The organism is Mycobacterium sp. NGS57 (assembly GCF_059812405.1).
In genome coordinates, this window is the sequence record NZ_JCALCP010000018.1 from 1 (window position 1) to 16942 (window position 16942).

The following is a 16942-nucleotide window of genomic DNA, read 5'->3' on the forward strand; positions in this document are numbered from 1 at the left end:
AGAAACGCGTTGCCAGTTGCACTTTCGCGCGGGGCGGCGGCATAGGAGGATCGACGGATGAAGAGCGTCACCTGCACCAACGCAGAGCTCGAGGTCGTCGACCTGCCGACGCCGACGCCGGCCAAGGGGCAGTTGCTGATCGAGGTCCTGCGCTGCGGCATCTGCGGATCGGACCTGCACGCCCGCCACCACTGCGACGAATTGGCCGACGTTATGGCCGAGTCGGGCTACGACGCGTTCATGCGGTCGGATCAGCGGGTGGTGTTCGGCCACGAATTCTGCGGCGAGGTGCTCGATTACGGGCCCGGCACCCGCAAGGCCCCGCGCCGCGGCGCCCGGGTCGTCGCGCTGCCACTGCTGCGCCGCGGCAAGGAGGTGCACGGGATCGGGCTGTCGACGCGGGCGCCGGGCGCCTACGCCGAGCAGCTGCTCGTCGAGCAGTCGCTGACGGTCCCCGTGCCCAACGGGCTGTCCGCCGACGTCGCCGCCCTGACCGAGCCGATGGCCGTCGGCTGGCACGCCGTGCGCCGCGGCGAGGTCGGCAAGGGCGACGTCGCGATCGTGATCGGCTGCGGTCCGATCGGGCTCGCGGTGATCTGCATGCTCAAGGCGCACGGGGTGCGCACCGTGATCGCCAGCGACTTCTCGGCGGGCCGGCGCGCGCTGGCGACCGCGTGTGGGGCCGACATCGTCGTCGATCCCGGGCAGGACTCGCCCTACACGACCGACGCGAGCCGCAAACACCTGCAGGGCATCCTCGAGGCGTTCGACCTGGCGGTCGGCACGATCGAGAAGCTGCAGAAGCTGCGGCTGCCGTGGTGGCATGTCTGGCGCGCCGCCGAAGTGGCCGGAGCCGCGACGCCCAAGCATCCCATCGTCTTCGAATGTGTCGGTGTGCCGGGCATTATCGACGGCATCATCGCCAGCGCACCGCTGTTCTCGCGCGTGGTCGTGGTCGGCGTGTGCATGGGCTCGGACCACATCCGGCCGGCGATGGCGATCAACAAGGAGATCGACCTGCGGTTCGTGCTCGGCTACACCCCGCTGGAGTTCCGCGACACGCTGCACATGCTCGCCGACGGCAAGGTCAACGTCGGGCCGCTGATCACCGGGACGGTGGGGCTGCCCGGCGTGGCGGCCGCGTTCGACGCGCTCGGTGATCCCGAGGCCCACGCGAAGATCCTGATCGACCCCAAGAGCGAGGCGACAACCCCTGCCTAGCGATATCCCTTCCACCGAGACTGCGACCAGCGCGCCTTAAGTAAGGGCCGAATTCGCGATCTGAGCGCAGGTTCGATGCCCTCAGGCCGGCTCGATCTCGAGACCGACGTGCACTTTGTCGATGCCGCCGCGCATGATCGAATGCGCGTAGAACCACCAGGCGTGGTACCAGTACCGCTTGAGCACGGCGTGGTAGACGCGCCGCGTCTCGGACTTGGGCAGGACCCGGGCGGTCGCTTCGACGGCCTCGCTCTTCGGCTTGCCCAGCGCCGCGCTGCGGGCGACGGTCACCCGCGGGGTGTTGCGGATCCGCCGCATCTTCCACGACCCGTCGTCGGTGATGACCAGGAGCTTGTCGCCGTCGGGCACGCCCCAGATCGGTGTCGGCTTGGCGCGCCCGTCTTTGGTGAACGTCGTCAAGAGCAGGTACTTGGACCGGATCACGTCCTGGAAGCTGGTTGCCACGCCAGAACGGTTGCCCGCTGATGCGGTTTTGTAATCGCCGCGCGTGAAGGTCAGTGCGCCGCAACCGAAATCGACTGGCTCACCGTGTAACCGTCGATGCCCTCGGTTCCCAGTTCGCGGCCGTAGCCGCTGTTCTTGACCCCACCGAACGGCGCGGCCGGGTCCATGACGTAGCCCTCGTTGACGCCGAAAGTGCCGGACCGCACGCCCGCCGCCACGCCGTACCCGCGCTCGACGTCGGCGGTGAACACCGAGCCGGCCAGCCCGTATTCGGAGTCGTTGGCGATGCGGATCGCCTCCTCCTCGTCCCGGTAGGAGATGACGGTCAGCACCGGGCCGAAGATTTCCTCGCGCGCGATGCGCATGTCGTTGTCGGCGTCGCTGAACAGCGTCGGGCGCACGTACCAACCGGTTTCGAGGCCGTCGGGCATCTCGGTGCCACCGGTCACCAGGCGCGCGCCCTGGCTGGTGCCGGACTCGATGTAGCCGCGGACCCGCTCCTGCTGGCGCTGCGCCACCAGCGGACCGATCTGCGTGTTGGGATCCGAGGGGTCGCCCACCGTCATCGACTCCATGCCCGCGGCCAGCGCGTCGACGAAGTCGTCCTTGCGGGCCTGCGGGACCAGAATCCGGCTGAGCGCGTTGCAGACCTGGCCGCTGTTGGCGAGGCTGGCCATCTGGATGGCGGCGGCGACCGCCGCGGGGTCGGCGTCGTCGAGCACGATCGCCGCCGACTTGCCGCCCAGTTCGAGGCTCGCCTGCTTGAGCCCGTCGGCGCACGCGCGCGCCACCTGCCGGCCGGCGGCCGTGGATCCGGTGAACGAGACCTTGTCGACGCCCGGGTGGCCGACCAAAAGCTCGCCGACTTCGCGGTCGCCCGGCACCACGTTCAGCACGCCGGGCGGAAGCTCGGCCGCGGCGACCATATCCGCGAGCAGCTGCGCGTCGAGCACCGCCTCGGGCGCGGGCTTGAGCACCACCGAGCACCCGGCCAGCAGCGCGGGCACGACCTTGGTGACGGTGAGGAATTGCGGCATGTTCCACGGCACCACCGCGGCCACGACCCCCACCGGCCGCCGCGCGATCCGAATGTCGTTGCCGTACAAGCCCGGACGGTCCTGCTGCCACGGGTAGCTCGCCGCCATGCCGCAGAACGCGGAGATCATGGTCAGCGGAAGGCGGACCTGCGCCATCTTGGCGAAGCTGATGGGCGCGCCGATCTCGGCGGAGATCAACGCGGCCATGTCTGCGCGCCGCTCCTTGTAGATGCCGGCCAGCCGGGTGAGCGCCTCGATCCGCTCGGCGGGTTGCATGAGCGGCCACGGTCCGGTGTCGAAGGCGGCCCGGGCGGCGTCCACGGCGCGGTTGACGTCCGTGGGTCCCGCGCACGCCGCCCGGCCGATGACCGCCTCGGTGTGCGGCGACACCACCGAGATGACGGAGTCGGACTGCGGACGAGTCCACGCGCCGTCGATGAACAGTTGGTCCCTGTCGTACATCCGATGTCCTCAGGTGTTGCGGCCGCCGTTGACGCCGAGGATCTGGCCGGTGATGTAGCCGGCTTCCTCGGACGCGAAGAACGCGCACGCCGCGGCGATGTCCTCGGGTCTGCCCACCCGGCGCACCGGCGTGCGATTGATGTGGTCCTCGACGGTTCCCCCGAGCAGGTGCCTGCTCTCGGCGCTGCGCAGCATCGGGGTGTCGATGAATCCCGGCGGGACCGCGTTGACGGTGATTCCGCTGGGTCCGTATTCGAGCGCGAGCGACTTGGTCAGCCCATTCACCGCGGATTTGGCGGCCACGTAGTGGGACATGAACGGCTGCCCGGAGTGCGTGCTGGACGAGGAGATGTTGACGATGCGCCCCCATCCGGCTTCGACCATGTCGGGCAGCACGGCCTGGATGGTGTGGAAGACGCCGTAGAGGTTGACGTCGACCACCTTGGACCATTCCTCGAAGGACATGCCCAGGAATTTCTTGAAGCCTTCGACTCCGGCGGCGTTGACCAGCACCAGGATCGGGCCCATGGCGTCGCGGATCGCCGACATCGCGGCGTCGACCTGCGCGCGGTCGGTGACGTCGGCGACGTAACCGGACCCGTCGTCGGTGGGGGACAGATCGATGACGGCGACCCGCATTCCGTCGCTGCGCAATCGCTCGGCGACGGCACGGCCGATCCCCGAGGCACCGCCGGTCACGACCGCCGTCTTCACGCGCGCCCCTTTCCTGAGCGACCGCCCAACCCCATGGGCTCCCCATGCCTATCACCCGGCGTTCGCCAGGGTCAAGCTGTTGCTTCCGCAGGACCGCCGAACTTAGGGTCCGGTGATGGACAGGCCCCCGTTTCGCTTCGGAGTGCAGGCGACCAACGCCGCCGGGGCGCGCGAGTGGCGCGATACCGTGCGCCGAGTCGAAGAGCTCGGATACACAACGCTTTTCCTGGCGGATCACTACCTGGGCCCGGGTCCGGCGCAGCGAGCCGCGCGGACTCCGCGTCAGGATCTGGCGCCCATCGCGGCGATGGCGGCGGCGGCAGCCCACAGCGAGACGCTGCGCATCGGGTGCCGGGTGTTCTGCATCGACTACCACGTGCCGGCGGTGCTGGCCAAGGAGGCCGCGACGCTTGACCTGTTGTCCGATGGCCGTCTGGAGATGGGCATCGGTGCCGGCTGGAGCGAAGTCGAATACACCGCGATGGGGCTCGAATTCGACCGCCCAGGCCGGCGAATCGCCAAACTCGCGGAGGTCGTCTCGCTCATCAAGGCGCACTGGGACGGCGAGGAACTGGACTGTGCGGGCGAGTTCGTTCAGGTGCACGGATACGCGGGCCGGCCGCGACCGGCACAACGTCCCCATCCGCCGATCATGGTCGGCGGGGGCGGGCAGCGGATTCTGTCGTTCGCCGGGCGCGAGGCCGACATCGTCAGCATGTCCACCGTGCCCTTCGTCGCCCACGACGCCGACGGCCTGGATCCGCAGGCGGTCGCGCAGCGCCGGATCGGCTTCGTGCGCGCCGCGGCCGGGGAGCGCTACGGCCGTCTCGACGTCGAAAGCTCGCCCTTCTTCGCCGAGATCACCGACGATCCCGGGACCGTGCTGGCGGGGCTGGCGAAGTCGACGGGTATTTCCGAAGACCTGTTGCGCGACCATCCCAACGTGCTGATCGGCTCGCCGGAAACCGTTGCGGAGTTGCTGTGTTCGCGCCGCGAAACGCTCGGCGTCAACTACGTCACGGTGCAGCAGTCCCAAATCGAATCCTTCGCGCCCGTGGTCCGGATGCTGCACGGCCGGTAAACCTTGACCGCCACCATTGGAGATGGGACTATTTGGGCGATCGCTCAAGGAATGGATATCCCATGGCAAAGCGGACCCGATACAGCGAATACCACGATCGCTACGCCAACTATCGGTTCGAACTCTCCGACGACGGAATCCTGCTCATGCAGTGCCACACCCACGGCGGCCCCCTGGTGTGGGACTGGCGGGCGCACGACGACATGTCCGACGCGTTCGCCGATGTCGCCGGGGACCGCGAGATCAAGGTGCTGATCCATACCGGCACCGGCGACACCTACAACGCCACCTGGGGGCGCATGCCCAACGGCGACCCCGTCGAGAAGCCCGAGTACCTGTTGATGCCGGGCACCCGCGGTCTGCTCAAGCTCGACGAAAAAGCCTGGTACGCGCGGCATCTCATCACCAACGTGCTCGACGTCGACGTCCCGATGATCAGCGCCGTCAACGGCCCGTGCAACATGCATTCCGAGGTGCCGCTGCTCGGCGACATCGTCCTGGCCTCCGATGACGCCTATTTCCAGGATGCGTCGCATTTTCCGCGCGGCCAGGTGCCCGGTGACGGCCAGCACGTCATCTGGAGTTTCCTGGCCGGCCACACCCGCGCCCGTTATTTCCTGTTGACCGGCATGAAGCTCGGCGCGCACGAGGCCAAGGAGTGGGGCGTGGTCAACGAGGTGCTGCCCAAGGGCCAATTGCTGGACAGGGCTTGGGAACTCGCGCGGGAGCTGGTCAAGCGGCCGCCGCTGACGCTGCGCTACTCGCGCCAGCTGTTCACCAACCCACTCAAGCGGGCCTTCATCGACGAGTTGGGCCACGGCCTGGCCCGCGAAACCTACGCGCAGCGGGCCTTCTTCCCGTTCGGCGGGGAGATGGCGCCGCTGGACCGGGCCTGGGACGCGCGGCCCTGGACGCAATCCGAGCCGAACGGCGGCCAGCACAATGAAGGAGTCCCGTCGTGACCGGCACCCAGCAGCGCCTCTCGACGGGACGGGGCAAGTTCACCACCGATTACCCCGAACTCGGGACGGGCCCGGTCAGCTACGAGGATTCCATCTCCGAGGACTTCTTCGCCGACGAGCGCAAGGCCGTGTTCGCACGAAACTGGCTGTGCGTCGGGCGAATCGAGCGGCTGCCGCGCAAGGGCTCGTACTTCACCCGCGACCTGCCCGGCCGGCTCGCGTCGATCGTCGTCGCCCGCGACCTCGACGACACCGTGCATGCCTTTCACAACGTGTGCGCGCACCGCGGCAACAAGGTGGTGTGGCAGGAGCACCCGTCGCGGGAGTCCTCGGGCAGCTGTCGCGCGTTCGCCTGCAAGTACCACGGCTGGCGTTACGGCCTGGACGGCCGGGTCAACCACATCACCAACGAAGGCGAGTTCTTCGACCTCGACAAGAGCCAGCTGCGGATGCCGCCGGTGCACTGCGAGGTGTGGGCGGGCTTCATCTTCGTCAACCTCGCCGACAACCCCGTGCCGTTGCGGAGCTTCCTCGGCGACGGGCTCGCGCCCGTCGAGGCCTACCCGTTCCACAAGATGACGCAGCGCTACGGGTTTTCCACCCGGATCAACGGCAACTGGAAGCTTGCGGTCGACTCGGTGTGCGAGTGGTATCACCCGCCCTATGTGCACGGCCGCTTCATCGACCCCGACGTGGCCAAGGCCGAGAAGATGGTGCCGCCCGTCGACGCCTACCACTACGAGCTGTTCCGGCCGCACATGCTCACGTCGGTTCCCGGGCCGCCGCCGTTGCCGCCCCGCGAACCCGGGACCGCGGGCTCGGCGCGCCGGGACCAGCGCTGGGTCTACAAGCTGTTCCGCGCCGGCCTGTTCGGACCCGACGACGTCCCCGACTTGGGCTTTGAAGGACCACAACCTGAATTCCTCAACCGCGGCGACATCGCGTCGTGGGGCAATGACCAATTCTGGCTCTTCCCGAACATCTCGATCCAGATCTGGGCGCGCGGGTACTACATCACCTACACCTACTGGCCCGAGACCGTCGATTCGCACATCTACGAGATCGACATGTATTTCGTGCCGCCGGCGAACGCCACCGAGCGGCTCGCGCAAGAATTGGTGGTCGACAGCACGATCGAGTTCGCCATGCAGGACGTGAACACGATCGAGGCCACGCATTCGGCACTGAAGACGCGGGCGCAGAACACCTTTCACCTCAGCGACCAGGAACTGCTTATCCGGCAGTTCCACACGGTCATCCGCGACACGGTGGACGCCTACCGGGCCGGGGAGTCGTCATGACCGAATCAACACTGCCCGAAGGATTTGCCGATCTCGAGCCCTTCGTCGCCGATTGGGCATTGCCGACGCGCGCCGAGCGCTACGAGGCGCGGCTTTCGCAGCCTTACGACGAACTCGTCCGGTTCTACGACGCCGTCGCCCCGCGGGCGGAGGAGGCGATCGCGTACCTGAACGGGCTCGACATCGACGCCCTGCCCGACGACGCGACGAGGCTGCTGCACCTGCTCTACTCGATGATCCTGGTCTCCTACGCGGTCAACGTGTTCAAGCAGAACCGCATCCCGGACTCCGGTGCCGCGTTCTTCGACATGGTCGCCGAGCCGGCCGTGTGAACCGGGCGAGTGCGCCGGTGGCCGCCGCTTTGCCGCTGACCGGCCTGCGGGTGATCGACACCGCGACGCTGGCCGCGGGGCCGCTGGTCGCCACCGCGCTGGGTGAATTCGGCGCGGAGGTGATCAAAGTCGAGGAGCCCCGATCCGGGGACCCACTGCGCACCTGGGGTCCGCGTCGCGACGGCGTGGGCCTGGTCTGGAAGAGCGTGAGCCGCAACAAGAAATGCGTCACCCTCGACCTGCGCTGCGCAGAGGGCCGCGATGTGCTGCACCGGCTTCTGGCCGTCAGCGACGTGCTGGTATCCAACACCCGGCCCAGCACGCTGAGGCGCTGGCAACTGGACTACGAGTCGCTGCACGCGCGCCACCCGCAGCTCGTCATGCTGCACGTCACCGGCTACGGCGGCGGCGGTCCCAAAAGCGACCGGCCCGGTTACGGGACGCTGGCCGAGGCGATGAGCGGATTCGCCCACGTCACGGGCCAGCCGGAGGGCCCGCCGACGCTGCCCCCGTTCATGCTGGCCGACGGTGTCGCGTCGATGGCCGCGACGTATGCGGTCATGATGGCCCTGTACCACCGCGATGTGCACGACGCGTCGGGCCAACTCGTCGACGTCAGCCTCATCGAACCGCTTGCCCGGCTGATCGAGCAGTCGACCCTGGCCTACGACCAGCTCGGCGTGATCGACACGCGGGCCGGCAACCGCGCCGACGCCAGCGCGCCCCGCAACGTCTACCGCACGTCCGACGACCGGTGGCTCGCGCTGTCCAGCGCATCCGACAGCACCGCGGCGCGGGTGTACCGGGCGATCGAAAGACCAGACCTGGCAACGCGTTCGGAGTACGTGGAACACGTGGCGCGCCAGGAGCGGGCCGCCGAGATCGACGCCTTGGTGGCGACGTGGATCGGCACGCACTCCCTTGACGACGCGATGGCGGTGTTTCTCGATGCGGGTGTGGCGGCGGCGCCGGTCTACGATGCCCGACAACTCCTGGCCGACGAGCACTTGCTCGCCCGCGGCACATTCGCCGCGGTCGACGACCCGGAGCTGGGCGCGATGACCGTGCAGGCGCCCGTCGCCCTGCTCAGCGAAACACCCGGTCGCATAGTGCATCTGGGCACCGGCCTCGGCGCCGACAACGACGCCGTCTACGGCGGGCTGCTGGGCATCGACACCGAGCGTCGCGGCGCCCTGCGGGCCGCGGGCACGATCTGAGACGCACGGGAGAGACACGGTGACGAAACCACGGATGCGGCACTCGGAGTTGGCCACCCCGGCCAGCAACGAGCGCATGTGCGAAAAGGCCACACAGGCCGGCGCCGGTCTGGTATTTCTCGACCTGGAAGACGCCTGCGCGCCCCCGGCCAAGGAATCCGCCCGCGGCGTCGCGGTGAGCGCGCTCAACGAACTCGACTGGGGCACGACGCTTCGCGCCGTGCGCATCAACGGCCTGGAAACCGCGTGGTGTCACGGGGATATCGTCGAGGTGGTCACCGGCGCCCGCGACAACCTGGACGTCATCATCGTGCCCAAAGTGCGCGCGGCGCGCGACGTCTGGTGGGTCGACGTCCTGCTCACCCAGCTCGAGACCGAACTGCGGTTGGCCCGGCCGATCGCGCTGGAGGCGCTCATCGAGGAGGCAGAGGGGCTGCTGAACGCGGCCGAGATCGCGCGGGCCAGCCCCCGCCTGGAGGCGCTGATCTTCGGTGCGGGCGACCTGTCGGCGTCGCTGCGGTCGCGCGTCGACGGCAACTTCGATCCCGCCGGCGACTATCCCGGCGATTTCTGGCACGCTGTGCGGGTCCAGGTGCTGGCCGCGGCGCGCGCCGCAGGCATCGACGCGATCGACGCACCGTATCCCGCCTACCGCGACATCGACGGTTATCGGCGCCGCGCCCAGCAGGCGGCCCTGCTCGGATACGACGGCAAGTGGGCGATCCACCCGGACCAGGTGCCCGTCGCCAACGCGGTGTTCGCGCCGGCGCCCGAGGAGGTCGCCGCGGCGCGGTCGATCATCGACGACTACCGTCGCGCGGAGGCGAGCGGGGTGGGCGCAGTGGGCAGGGACGGCAAGCTCGTCGACGCGGCGCTCATGCGCCACGCACACAACGTGCTGCGCAGGGCCGGGCTGGAGGACCAGACGTCATGACCGCATCCCAGCGACCCAAGGCCCGGGACTCCACCACGCGGGACATGTTGATCGACGCGACGATTCGCATCATGATCGACGAGGGCTACGCCGCGGCCACGTCGCGGCGGGTAGCCGCCGAGGCCGGCGTGAAACCGGCGTTGGTGCACTACTACTTCCCCACGATGGACGAGCTGTACCTGGACGTGTTTCGCCGCGGCGCCGCGGTCTACCTGGAGCGCCAGCAGCAGGCGTTGGCGTCCGACCGGCCGCTGCACGCCTTCTGGGACACCCTGACCGCGCCCAAGGACACCCGGCTGCTGCTGGAGTTCATGGGACTTGCCAACCACCGCAAGGAGATCCGGGCCGAGATCGCGGCCTGGTCGGAGCGCTGGCGCGAGCAGCAGATCACCGCGCTGAACTTCATCGTCCGCGAACACGGCCTGGACACAGGCGAATTCCCGCCCGCTGGCCTCGCGGTGGTCATCGCGGCTATCGGCCGCACCCTCATCCTCGAGCAGGGGCTCGGCACCAAGGGTGGACACGACGCGGCCGTCGCGCTGGTCAACCGGTTCCTCGATCGGTTCGAGATGCCGGCCCCGAAGAAGCGGCGCGGCTAGTCTCGTTCAGGGCAGCACGACCCGCAGGCGCTCCCAACCACGGACGGTCGAGGTCGACGCCAATTGCGCTGTGTCGTAGTCGATGTCCCACTCCGGCCAGCGGTTGAGTATCTCGTCCAGCGCGACGCGGCCCTCGAGGCGCGCCAGATTCGCCCCGAGGCAGTAGTGCACGCCCTTGCCGAAGGTGATGTGCGAGATGTTGTCGCGCTGGATGTTGTAGGTGTCCGGGTCGGTGTAGCGGCGGTGATCGCGGTTGGCGGCGCCGAACAACAGCAGCATGGCGCTGCCGGCCGGAACCGTGGTGCCGTGGCACTCGAAATCTTTTGCCATCCAACGCGCAACGTGCGGACCGGTCGGCTCGAAGCGCAGGGTCTCGTCGACGGTGCGGGTCAGCAGCGAGCGATCCTCGTAGACCTTGCGGCGTTGGTCGGGATGCTCGGCGAGCACCTTGGCCAGCCACCCGATCAGCCGGCCGGTCGTCTCGTTGCCCGCGCCGGCGACCACCTGGGTGTAGTGCAGCACTTCCTTGCGGGTCAGCTTGCGGTGCACGCCCCGGTCGTCGTCGAACTCGACGTTGAGCAGGGTCGTCATCAGGTCGTCGGAGGGGTTCTTGGATCGCCATTCGACGTAGTCGGCGTAGATCCGGCCGTCGGCGATGGAGTCGGCGTTGGCGACCTTCAGGGGTGCGCCCGGCTTGGTGCGCAGGTTGGCGTCGTTGGCGTCGCGCACCGAAACCTGCTCGGACTCCGGGATTCCCAGCAGCATCCCGATCACCCGCATGGGCATCATCGAGGCGAGTTCGGCGATGATGTCGAATCCCCCGGATCCGACGAGGGGGTCCAGGCACCGCACGCAGTACCGGCGGATCTGGTCTTCGAGGGCGGCCATCCGCCGGGGGGTGAACACGCGCGACATCAGCCCGCGCAGCCGGGTGTGTTCGGGCGGGTCCTGGAACATCATCACCCCGCCGGGCATGTCGAACTTCGACTGCACCAACTCGAGGATGTCGCTTCGCTTGTTGGAGAACGTCTCCCAGTTGGCCAGTCCGTGCTCGACGTCGGCATGCCGCGACAGCGCCCAGAAGTCGTAGCGCTCGTTGTAGTAAATCGGGGCTTCCTCGCGCAGCCGCGCGTAGGTCGGGTACGGGTCGGCGTTGATACCTACGTCGTAGGGGTCGTAGTAGACGTCGGTGTCGTTGGTGACGGTCCGGCCCGCCATAGCCCACCTCGTTTCGGTTTTGGGCGATCGCCCAATATTACCGCGCACGCCATGTCTAGCAGCAGGTCGACGATCCCGTCAAGGTGCCGGCGTCATTGTCCCGCCGCTCCTTGGCAACCGCGCCGCGTTCAGTGGAGAGCGCTCCGGCGAGGCTGGCACCGATTGGCTAAAGAACACTTCATCGCGACGGCGGGGCGGTTAGCCCTTCGAATGTCATGTGGTGTTGGAATATCAACGGCCACGTTCAATGTTTTGACCCATGCGAGTCATCAGGAGAGTGAAGACGCGGGGCAGTAAAGGTGTGACCAGTTTGAAGGCAATTCGCCCCATGCCGCCGATTGCAATCCGCAACAGAGTGCCGTCGTTGCCGTCCGACTCAAACTTGTAGTCCTCAACCCAAGCGTGAAACGCCGGTGCGCTTGTGCCGTTGACACGGAACGCAAGGCGAGCTCCTTCCTCCCAGATGAGGACCGATTCTTCAATCGTTATGCCGATGAGCCGCTTTGTGTAGCAAGACCCAACGCCATGCGGACCCGGTGTCTGCCGACGGCCCGACTTGTCAAATCCCGGGAAAACTCGCCCCAATTGGCCGGGTCGCGAGCAAGCGCGGCGAAGACCTCGCTCGGCGGTCTGCCCACTTTGACGGTGGCACGAAGACTGCTGGGGGCCTTAGCGAGGAAGTCAAGATCGACGGGGTCGCAAGCAAACATCCGCAACTCCTTGTGTACGTGATGAATGGGAATATATGGAACCCTTCCGCAACCCACGAGGGATTAGTCAAATATTGCTAGGTCGTGTGCACGTCCGGGGTGCGGACATGCTCGGGCCGGAGGCCCCGCCCGAATGCGATCGGCGGGATGAATTGCAGCGGGCCGCGGCCGACGATTCCCGGGATGGGGATCGGGGACAGGTCGCCGCTCAAATTGGGCGCGATCGCCCTGTCCTGGGCGAACACCTGGATGGCCTGAATGGCGCGGGTGGGCAGCTCTCGACGGCGTTGCACTTTGGCGAGATCGGCGTCGTGCAGGCGGCCTTCGCGCAGCGGATCGCACAGGATGTTGGCCGCGGCCACCGCGTCGGCGACGGCCAGGTTGATGCCGACCCCGCCGATCGGTGACATGGCATGGGCCGCATCGCCGATGCAGAGCAGGCCGGTGCGCCACCACGTCTTGAGCCGGTCCACCCGCACGTCGAGCTGACTGGTCTCGTCCCAGGAGCCGAGGTCGCCGACGTGGTCGCGCAACTGCGGCCGCACCGACACGATGCGCTGCTTGAACGTCTCCAGCGACTCGTCGCGGGGGTTCGACCCCTTCGGCATGAGGTACGCGATCTGCCAATAGTCGCCGCGGTAGATCATCGCCATCGTGAAGCCCCGGCGGATGACCCCGTAGAGCTCTCGCGGGTCGCCGGGGCGCCATTTCAGCCGAAACCAGAGCACGTCCATCGGCGAGTGCGCCGCGGCGACCTCCAACCCGGCGGCCGCCCGCACCGCGGATTTGCGCCCGTCCGCGCCGACCACCAAGTCGGCGCGGACCTCGAGTTCGGGCGTGCGCGCCCCGGCCACCCGATCGCCGTCGAAGATCAGGTCTTTCACCTCGGCATTGCGAATCAGCGTGAATTCGGGGTAGGCAGAAGCCTTTTCGGCGAGGAAGTCGAGGAAGTCCCATTGCGGCATCAACGCGATGTAGGGCTGTTTGAAGCCGAGCCGTCTGAGCACGCCGAAGGTGCCGAAGGTGCGGATGGAGCCGTCGGTGTCGAAGGCGACACGGTTGACCTTCGTATGCGGCAGACGCAGGAGTTCGTCGACGAGGCCCAGCTCGTCCATGATCCGCAGGGTGCTCGGATGCACGGTGTCGCCGCGGAAGTCGCGCAGGAAGTCGTTGTGCTTCTCCAGGACAACGACCTTGATCCCGGCGCGGGCAAGCAACAAGGCGTGAACCAGGCCGGCGGGACCGCCTCCGGCGACACACACCTGGGTGTTCAGGATTTCGGCCACGGTCCGACCCTACCCCGCGGCATGACAAGGCCTAGTGGCCAACTCGAATCCCTTGGGCCCCTTGCGCTGAAGGCCGCGGTCAGTCAGAAGTCAGTCAGGCGATCTCGATGCCCAGAATCAGCGCGAGGCCGCGTTCAATTTGGCGCATGCTGTCGGGGCTCGCGGCGCCCAGTCGCTCCAGCAGGCGGCTGCGAGCGACTGCACGAACGCCCCGGCAGACGGCGACGCTGGTGGCCTCCACGCCCTCGCCGGGGGATATGTTCGGCCGCAAGGGGTTGTGCATCAGCGAACTCGACACCGGTACCACGACGATCAGTTCGTCGTCGACGCCGGTGAGTATGTCGTCGACGGAGACGACGACGGCGGGGCGGTGTTTGCCGGGTTCACCGCTGCGCGCGGCGCCAAGTGCGACGAGCCAGAGTTCGCCGCGCTGCGGTTCAGGCAAGGCCGTCGCCGGCCGCGGTATCCCAGTCGCGGTTCTCGTCGCGAATGGGACGCAGCGATGCCTCGGCTCGGGTGGCCTCACGCTCCGCACGGAAGATCGCCTCGCGTTCGGCGCCGGCGGCCAGCTCCCCAAGGAGCGCGGCGATCGACACTCCCCGTTCGCGGGCCTGGGCGGCCAAGCGATCACGCGTCTGGACCGGAACCCGGATCGTAGTCGTCGCAGTAGACATATTTAGTATCATACTTGATGACAAAGGTTAGCGCCTTAAAACGGCTAGCTACCTACGTTGGTTCACCTCTTCAAGTCCCTGTCCTTGCTGGGCTGCACGCGCTTGGGCTCGCCCGGCATCTTGGGGTAGTTCGGCGGGTAGGGCAGGTCGCCGAGGCCGCGCTCGTCGTCGGCCGCCGCCATCTGCAGCAAGGGCGAAATCGACTGGGCCACGTCGTCGATGCCGGCCCACGGATCGTCCCGGCGTGCCACCAACTCGGGCACGGTTGCCATCGTGTAGTCGTCGGGATCGGCTCCCGCCAACTCGCCCCACGCCAGCGGCATCGACACGGTCGCGATCGGCGTGCGCCGCACCGAATACGGCGACGCCATGGTGCGGTCGCGCGCGTTCTGGTTGAAGTCGATGAAGATGCGCTCGCCGCGTTCTTCCTTCCACCACGACGTGGTCACGGCGTCGGGGGCGCGGCGCTCGACCTCGCGGGCCAGCGCGATGCCCGCCCGGCGCACCTCGATGAAGTCCCAGTCGGTGGCGATGCGCAAGAACACGTGGACCCCGCGGCCCCCGGACGTCTTGGGGTAGCCGACCAGACCGAGTTCGTCGAGCAGCGGCCGCAGCACGTCGACGGCGACCGCCCGGGCCTGCTCGAAGCCGGTGCCGGGTTGGGGGTCGAGGTCGATGCGTAGCTCGTCGGGGTGGTCGGTGTCCGGGCAGCGGACCTGCCAGGGGTGCAGCGTGACCGTGCCCATCTGCGCCGCCCACACGATGGCCGACGGGTGGGTCACCTTCAGCGTGTCGGCGGTGCGTCCCGACGGGAACGTCACCCGGCAGGTCTGCAGGTAGTCGGGGTGGTGCTGCGGTACCCGCTTCTGGTAGATCTCCTCGCCGTCGATGCCGTCGGGGAAGCGCTGCAGGTGGGTGGGCCGGTCGCGCAGCGCGGTCAGCATTGGGCCACCGGCCACCGCACGGTAGTACTCCACGAGCCGCCGCTTGGTGCCCTGGGCGCCCAGCGCGGGGAAGTACACCTTGTCGGGGTTGGTCAGCCGCACCGCGATGCCGTCGACGTCGATCTCTTCTGCTGCAGCGGTCATACGTCGATTCCAGCACAATCAGGCTATGGACTTGCCTGTCATGCCGCCCGTTTCGCCCATGCTCGCCAAGCCGGTGCGGTCGATCCCACCCGACGCGTCCTATGAGCCCAAATGGGATGGATTCCGGTCGATCTGCTTCCGCGACAGCGACGACGTGGAGCTGGGCAGCCGCAACGAGCGCCCGATGACGCGGTATTTTCCCGAGCTGGTCGCGGCGGTGCGGGCCGAGCTGCCGCAACGCTGCGTGATCGACGGGGAGATCGTCGTCGCGACCGAACACGGCCTGGACTTCGAGGCGCTGCAACAGCGGATCCACCCGGCCGACTCGCGGGTGCGGATGCTGGCCGAGAAGACGCCGGCGTCCTTCATCGCCTTCGACCTCCTCGCGTTGGGCGACGACGACTGCACCGGTCGCCCGTTCAGCGAGCGGCGCGCAGCGCTCGTCGACGCCTTGAAGGACTGCGGGCCCTCGATCCATGTCACGCCGGCCACCACCGACATGGCGACCGCGCAGCGCTGGTTCGAGGAGTTCGAGGGCGCCGGCCTCGACGGCGTCATCGCCAAACCGCTGACCGTCACCTACCAGCCGGACAAGCGCGTCATGTTCAAGACCAAACACGAGCGCACCGCCGACTGCGTGGTCGCCGGCTATCGCGTGCACAAATCGGGCGGCGAGGCGATCGGCTCGCTGCTACTGGGGCTGTACCAGGATGACGGCCAGCTCGCCTCGGTCGGGGTTATCGGCGCCTTCCCGATGGCCGAGCGACGGCGGCTGTTCACCGAAATGCAGCGGCTGGTCACCACTTTCGAGGATCACCCGTGGAACTGGGCCGCGCACGAGGCCGGCGAGCGCACACCGCGCAAGAACGAGTTCTCGCGCTGGAACGCCGGCAAGGATCTCTCGTTCGTGCCGCTGCGACCCGAGCGCGTCGTCGAGGTGCGCTACGACCACATGGAAGGCGCGCGGTTCCGTCACACCGCCCAGTTCAGCCGGTGGCGTCCCGACCGCGATCCGCGCTCGTGCACGTACGCGCAACTCGAGCAGCCGGTCACCTTCAGCCTCGGCGACATCCTGCCGGGTCTGGGGCCTCAGGCGTGAGGGCAGAAGATCCCGAGAATCTGCTGGCAGTTGTCCTTGTTGATGAGGCCCGGCGGCGCCGGCGGGGGCGGCGGCGGGGGATCCTCTCCGTCCCAGATGTTTTGGGCGACGTTGCCCTGCCCGAAGTAGACGTAGTAGTAGGTGTGGCAGACGTTGTTGTCCCATCGCACCGGGTTGGTGACGTGGTTTCCGGTGGGCGGCAGCGGTTGTCCGGGGCACCAGTGGCACGGGCCCTGGGGGTGGTCGTTGGGGCAGCCGGGCCAGGCGTCCAGCGGCAGCGGACCGGGCTGGGCGCCGGCAGTGCCCGTGGCCAGGCCTAAACCCAGACCGGCGGCCACAACCGCGGTCGTCGCCAGCCGCGCGATGCGTCGTGTCATGGTTGTTTCTCCGTTGTGAGGGTTGGATTCAATCGCGTTGCAAGTGGACGTCCTATTCGCGGCTACCGGTCCCAAGTTTTGCACGCCGAGCGTGGGCGCTAGACACGGAAAGCGGCCGAGATTGGTCCATACGCCCGTCACCTAGTCCTCGTTTTGCGGCCGGGC

At 67.9% G+C, this 16942-nt stretch carries 18 protein-coding genes; 9 read left to right on the forward strand and 9 right to left on the reverse strand.

All coding sequences use genetic code 11. The features are described from left to right. The first annotated feature begins 57 nt into the window (after positions 1-57). Positions 58-1221, forward strand: coding sequence for a zinc-binding dehydrogenase (locus AC5Y43_RS23790; protein ID WP_499976717.1), 1164 nt, complete (start codon positions 58-60; stop codon positions 1219-1221). 81 nt (positions 1222-1302) lie between these two features. On the opposite strand, the gene AC5Y43_RS23795 is transcribed toward AC5Y43_RS23790, so the two are convergent. The 3 genes from AC5Y43_RS23795 to AC5Y43_RS23805 are packed head-to-tail and all read right to left on the reverse strand — an operon-like array spanning position 1303 to position 3899. Then, positions 1303-1686: a PPOX class F420-dependent oxidoreductase gene (locus tag AC5Y43_RS23795; protein WP_499976719.1), complete on the reverse strand. Its 384-nt coding sequence runs from the start codon at positions 1684-1686 to the stop codon at positions 1303-1305. Between the two features lie 50 nt (positions 1687-1736). Then, positions 1737-3185, reverse strand: coding sequence for an aldehyde dehydrogenase (locus tag AC5Y43_RS23800; RefSeq protein ID WP_499976721.1), 1449 nt, complete (start codon positions 3183-3185; stop codon positions 1737-1739). Between the two features lie 9 nt (positions 3186-3194). Next, entirely contained in the window at positions 3195-3899 is a 705-nt protein-coding gene (locus AC5Y43_RS23805; RefSeq protein ID WP_499976723.1) for an SDR family NAD(P)-dependent oxidoreductase, read from the reverse strand. 115 nt (positions 3900-4014) lie between these two features. Here AC5Y43_RS23805 and AC5Y43_RS23810 point away from each other — a divergent pair, with 115 nt between their 5' ends. The 7 genes from AC5Y43_RS23810 to AC5Y43_RS23840 all read left to right on the forward strand — a co-directional run bounded on the left by AC5Y43_RS23810 (position 4015) and on the right by AC5Y43_RS23840 (position 10325). Beyond that, positions 4015-4980 carry a TIGR03621 family F420-dependent LLM class oxidoreductase gene (locus tag AC5Y43_RS23810; protein ID WP_499976725.1) on the forward strand — a complete coding sequence of 322 codons (966 nt, stop codon included), beginning with the start codon at positions 4015-4017 and terminating at the stop codon, positions 4978-4980. Positions 4981-5042: 62 nt separating this feature from the next. Beyond that, on the forward strand, positions 5043-5942 hold the full coding sequence (locus AC5Y43_RS23815) for an enoyl-CoA hydratase/isomerase family protein (protein ID WP_499976728.1): 900 nt from the start codon (positions 5043-5045) through the stop codon (positions 5940-5942). Further along, positions 5939-7243, forward strand: a complete 1305-nt coding sequence (locus AC5Y43_RS23820; RefSeq protein ID WP_499976732.1) for an aromatic ring-hydroxylating oxygenase subunit alpha — start codon at positions 5939-5941, stop codon at positions 7241-7243. Before AC5Y43_RS23815 ends, AC5Y43_RS23820 begins: the two co-directional genes overlap by 4 nt. After that, positions 7240-7575, forward strand: coding sequence for a hypothetical protein (locus tag AC5Y43_RS23825; protein WP_499976735.1), 336 nt, complete (start codon positions 7240-7242; stop codon positions 7573-7575). The genes AC5Y43_RS23820 and AC5Y43_RS23825 overlap by 4 nt, the downstream gene beginning before the upstream one ends. After that, positions 7572-8792 (forward strand): CaiB/BaiF CoA transferase family protein, encoded by a 1221-nt coding sequence (locus AC5Y43_RS23830; protein ID WP_499976737.1) that lies wholly within the window; start codon positions 7572-7574, stop codon positions 8790-8792. Before AC5Y43_RS23825 ends, AC5Y43_RS23830 begins: the two co-directional genes overlap by 4 nt. Before the next feature lie 34 nt (positions 8793-8826). Beyond that, complete coding sequence (locus AC5Y43_RS23835; protein ID WP_499976901.1) at positions 8827-9726, forward strand: HpcH/HpaI aldolase/citrate lyase family protein; 900 nt, start codon at positions 8827-8829, stop codon at positions 9724-9726. Beyond that, a complete protein-coding gene (locus AC5Y43_RS23840; RefSeq protein ID WP_499976740.1) occupies positions 9723-10325 on the forward strand; it encodes a TetR/AcrR family transcriptional regulator in 603 nt (200 codons plus the stop codon). The genes AC5Y43_RS23835 and AC5Y43_RS23840 overlap by 4 nt, the downstream gene beginning before the upstream one ends. A gap of 6 nt (positions 10326-10331) precedes the next feature. Here AC5Y43_RS23840 and AC5Y43_RS23845 read toward each other — a convergent pair whose 3' ends face one another. From AC5Y43_RS23845 to ligD, 5 genes are all read right to left on the reverse strand, one after another. Beyond that, positions 10332-11543 carry a cytochrome P450 gene (locus tag AC5Y43_RS23845; RefSeq protein ID WP_499976743.1) on the reverse strand — a complete coding sequence of 404 codons (1212 nt, stop codon included), beginning with the start codon at positions 11541-11543 and terminating at the stop codon, positions 10332-10334. Between the two features lie 787 nt (positions 11544-12330). Continuing rightward, positions 12331-13539, reverse strand: a complete 1209-nt coding sequence (locus AC5Y43_RS23850) for an FAD-dependent oxidoreductase (protein ID WP_499976745.1) — start codon at positions 13537-13539, stop codon at positions 12331-12333. A gap of 94 nt (positions 13540-13633) precedes the next feature. Continuing rightward, on the reverse strand, positions 13634-13984 hold the full coding sequence (locus AC5Y43_RS23855; RefSeq protein WP_499976749.1) for a type II toxin-antitoxin system PemK/MazF family toxin: 351 nt from the start codon (positions 13982-13984) through the stop codon (positions 13634-13636). Further along, positions 13977-14213, reverse strand: coding sequence for a type II toxin-antitoxin system antitoxin MazE7 (locus AC5Y43_RS23860; RefSeq protein ID WP_499976753.1), 237 nt, complete (start codon positions 14211-14213; stop codon positions 13977-13979). The genes AC5Y43_RS23855 and AC5Y43_RS23860 overlap by 8 nt, the downstream gene beginning before the upstream one ends. Before the next feature lie 62 nt (positions 14214-14275). Then, positions 14276-15301 carry a non-homologous end-joining DNA ligase gene (gene ligD, locus AC5Y43_RS23865; RefSeq protein WP_499976755.1) on the reverse strand — a complete coding sequence of 342 codons (1026 nt, stop codon included), beginning with the start codon at positions 15299-15301 and terminating at the stop codon, positions 14276-14278. A gap of 25 nt (positions 15302-15326) precedes the next feature. Here ligD and AC5Y43_RS23870 point away from each other — a divergent pair, with 25 nt between their 5' ends. Further along, positions 15327-16400, forward strand: coding sequence for an ATP-dependent DNA ligase (locus tag AC5Y43_RS23870; RefSeq protein ID WP_499976757.1), 1074 nt, complete (start codon positions 15327-15329; stop codon positions 16398-16400). Here the strand turns inward: AC5Y43_RS23870 and AC5Y43_RS23875 are convergent. After that, entirely contained in the window at positions 16391-16777 is a 387-nt protein-coding gene (locus tag AC5Y43_RS23875) for a hypothetical protein (RefSeq protein WP_499976759.1), read from the reverse strand. The two genes, AC5Y43_RS23870 and AC5Y43_RS23875, sit on opposite strands and share 10 nt — an antisense overlap. Positions 16778-16942 lie beyond the last annotated feature (165 nt).

Coding starts and splice junctions, on each gene's coding strand:
- AC5Y43_RS23810 (WP_499976725.1), top strand. CDS start 4,015: ATGGACAGGCCCCCGTTTCGCTTCGGAGTGCAGGCGACCAACGCCGCC.
- AC5Y43_RS23790 (WP_499976717.1), top strand. CDS start 58: ATGAAGAGCGTCACCTGCACCAACGCAGAGCTCGAGGTCGTCGACCTG.
- AC5Y43_RS23870 (WP_499976757.1), top strand. CDS start 15,327: ATGGACTTGCCTGTCATGCCGCCCGTTTCGCCCATGCTCGCCAAGCCG.
- ligD (WP_499976755.1), bottom strand. CDS start 15,301: ATGACCGCTGCAGCAGAAGAGATCGACGTCGACGGCATCGCGGTGCGG.
- AC5Y43_RS23845 (WP_499976743.1), bottom strand. CDS start 11,543: ATGGCGGGCCGGACCGTCACCAACGACACCGACGTCTACTACGACCCC.
- AC5Y43_RS23875 (WP_499976759.1), bottom strand. CDS start 16,777: ATGACACGACGCATCGCGCGGCTGGCGACGACCGCGGTTGTGGCCGCC.
- AC5Y43_RS23800 (WP_499976721.1), bottom strand. CDS start 3,185: ATGTACGACAGGGACCAACTGTTCATCGACGGCGCGTGGACTCGTCCG.
- AC5Y43_RS23815 (WP_499976728.1), top strand. CDS start 5,043: ATGGCAAAGCGGACCCGATACAGCGAATACCACGATCGCTACGCCAAC.
- AC5Y43_RS23835 (WP_499976901.1), top strand. CDS start 8,827: ATGCGGCACTCGGAGTTGGCCACCCCGGCCAGCAACGAGCGCATGTGC.
- AC5Y43_RS23860 (WP_499976753.1), bottom strand. CDS start 14,213: ATGTCTACTGCGACGACTACGATCCGGGTTCCGGTCCAGACGCGTGAT.
- AC5Y43_RS23840 (WP_499976740.1), top strand. CDS start 9,723: ATGACCGCATCCCAGCGACCCAAGGCCCGGGACTCCACCACGCGGGAC.
- AC5Y43_RS23825 (WP_499976735.1), top strand. CDS start 7,240: ATGACCGAATCAACACTGCCCGAAGGATTTGCCGATCTCGAGCCCTTC.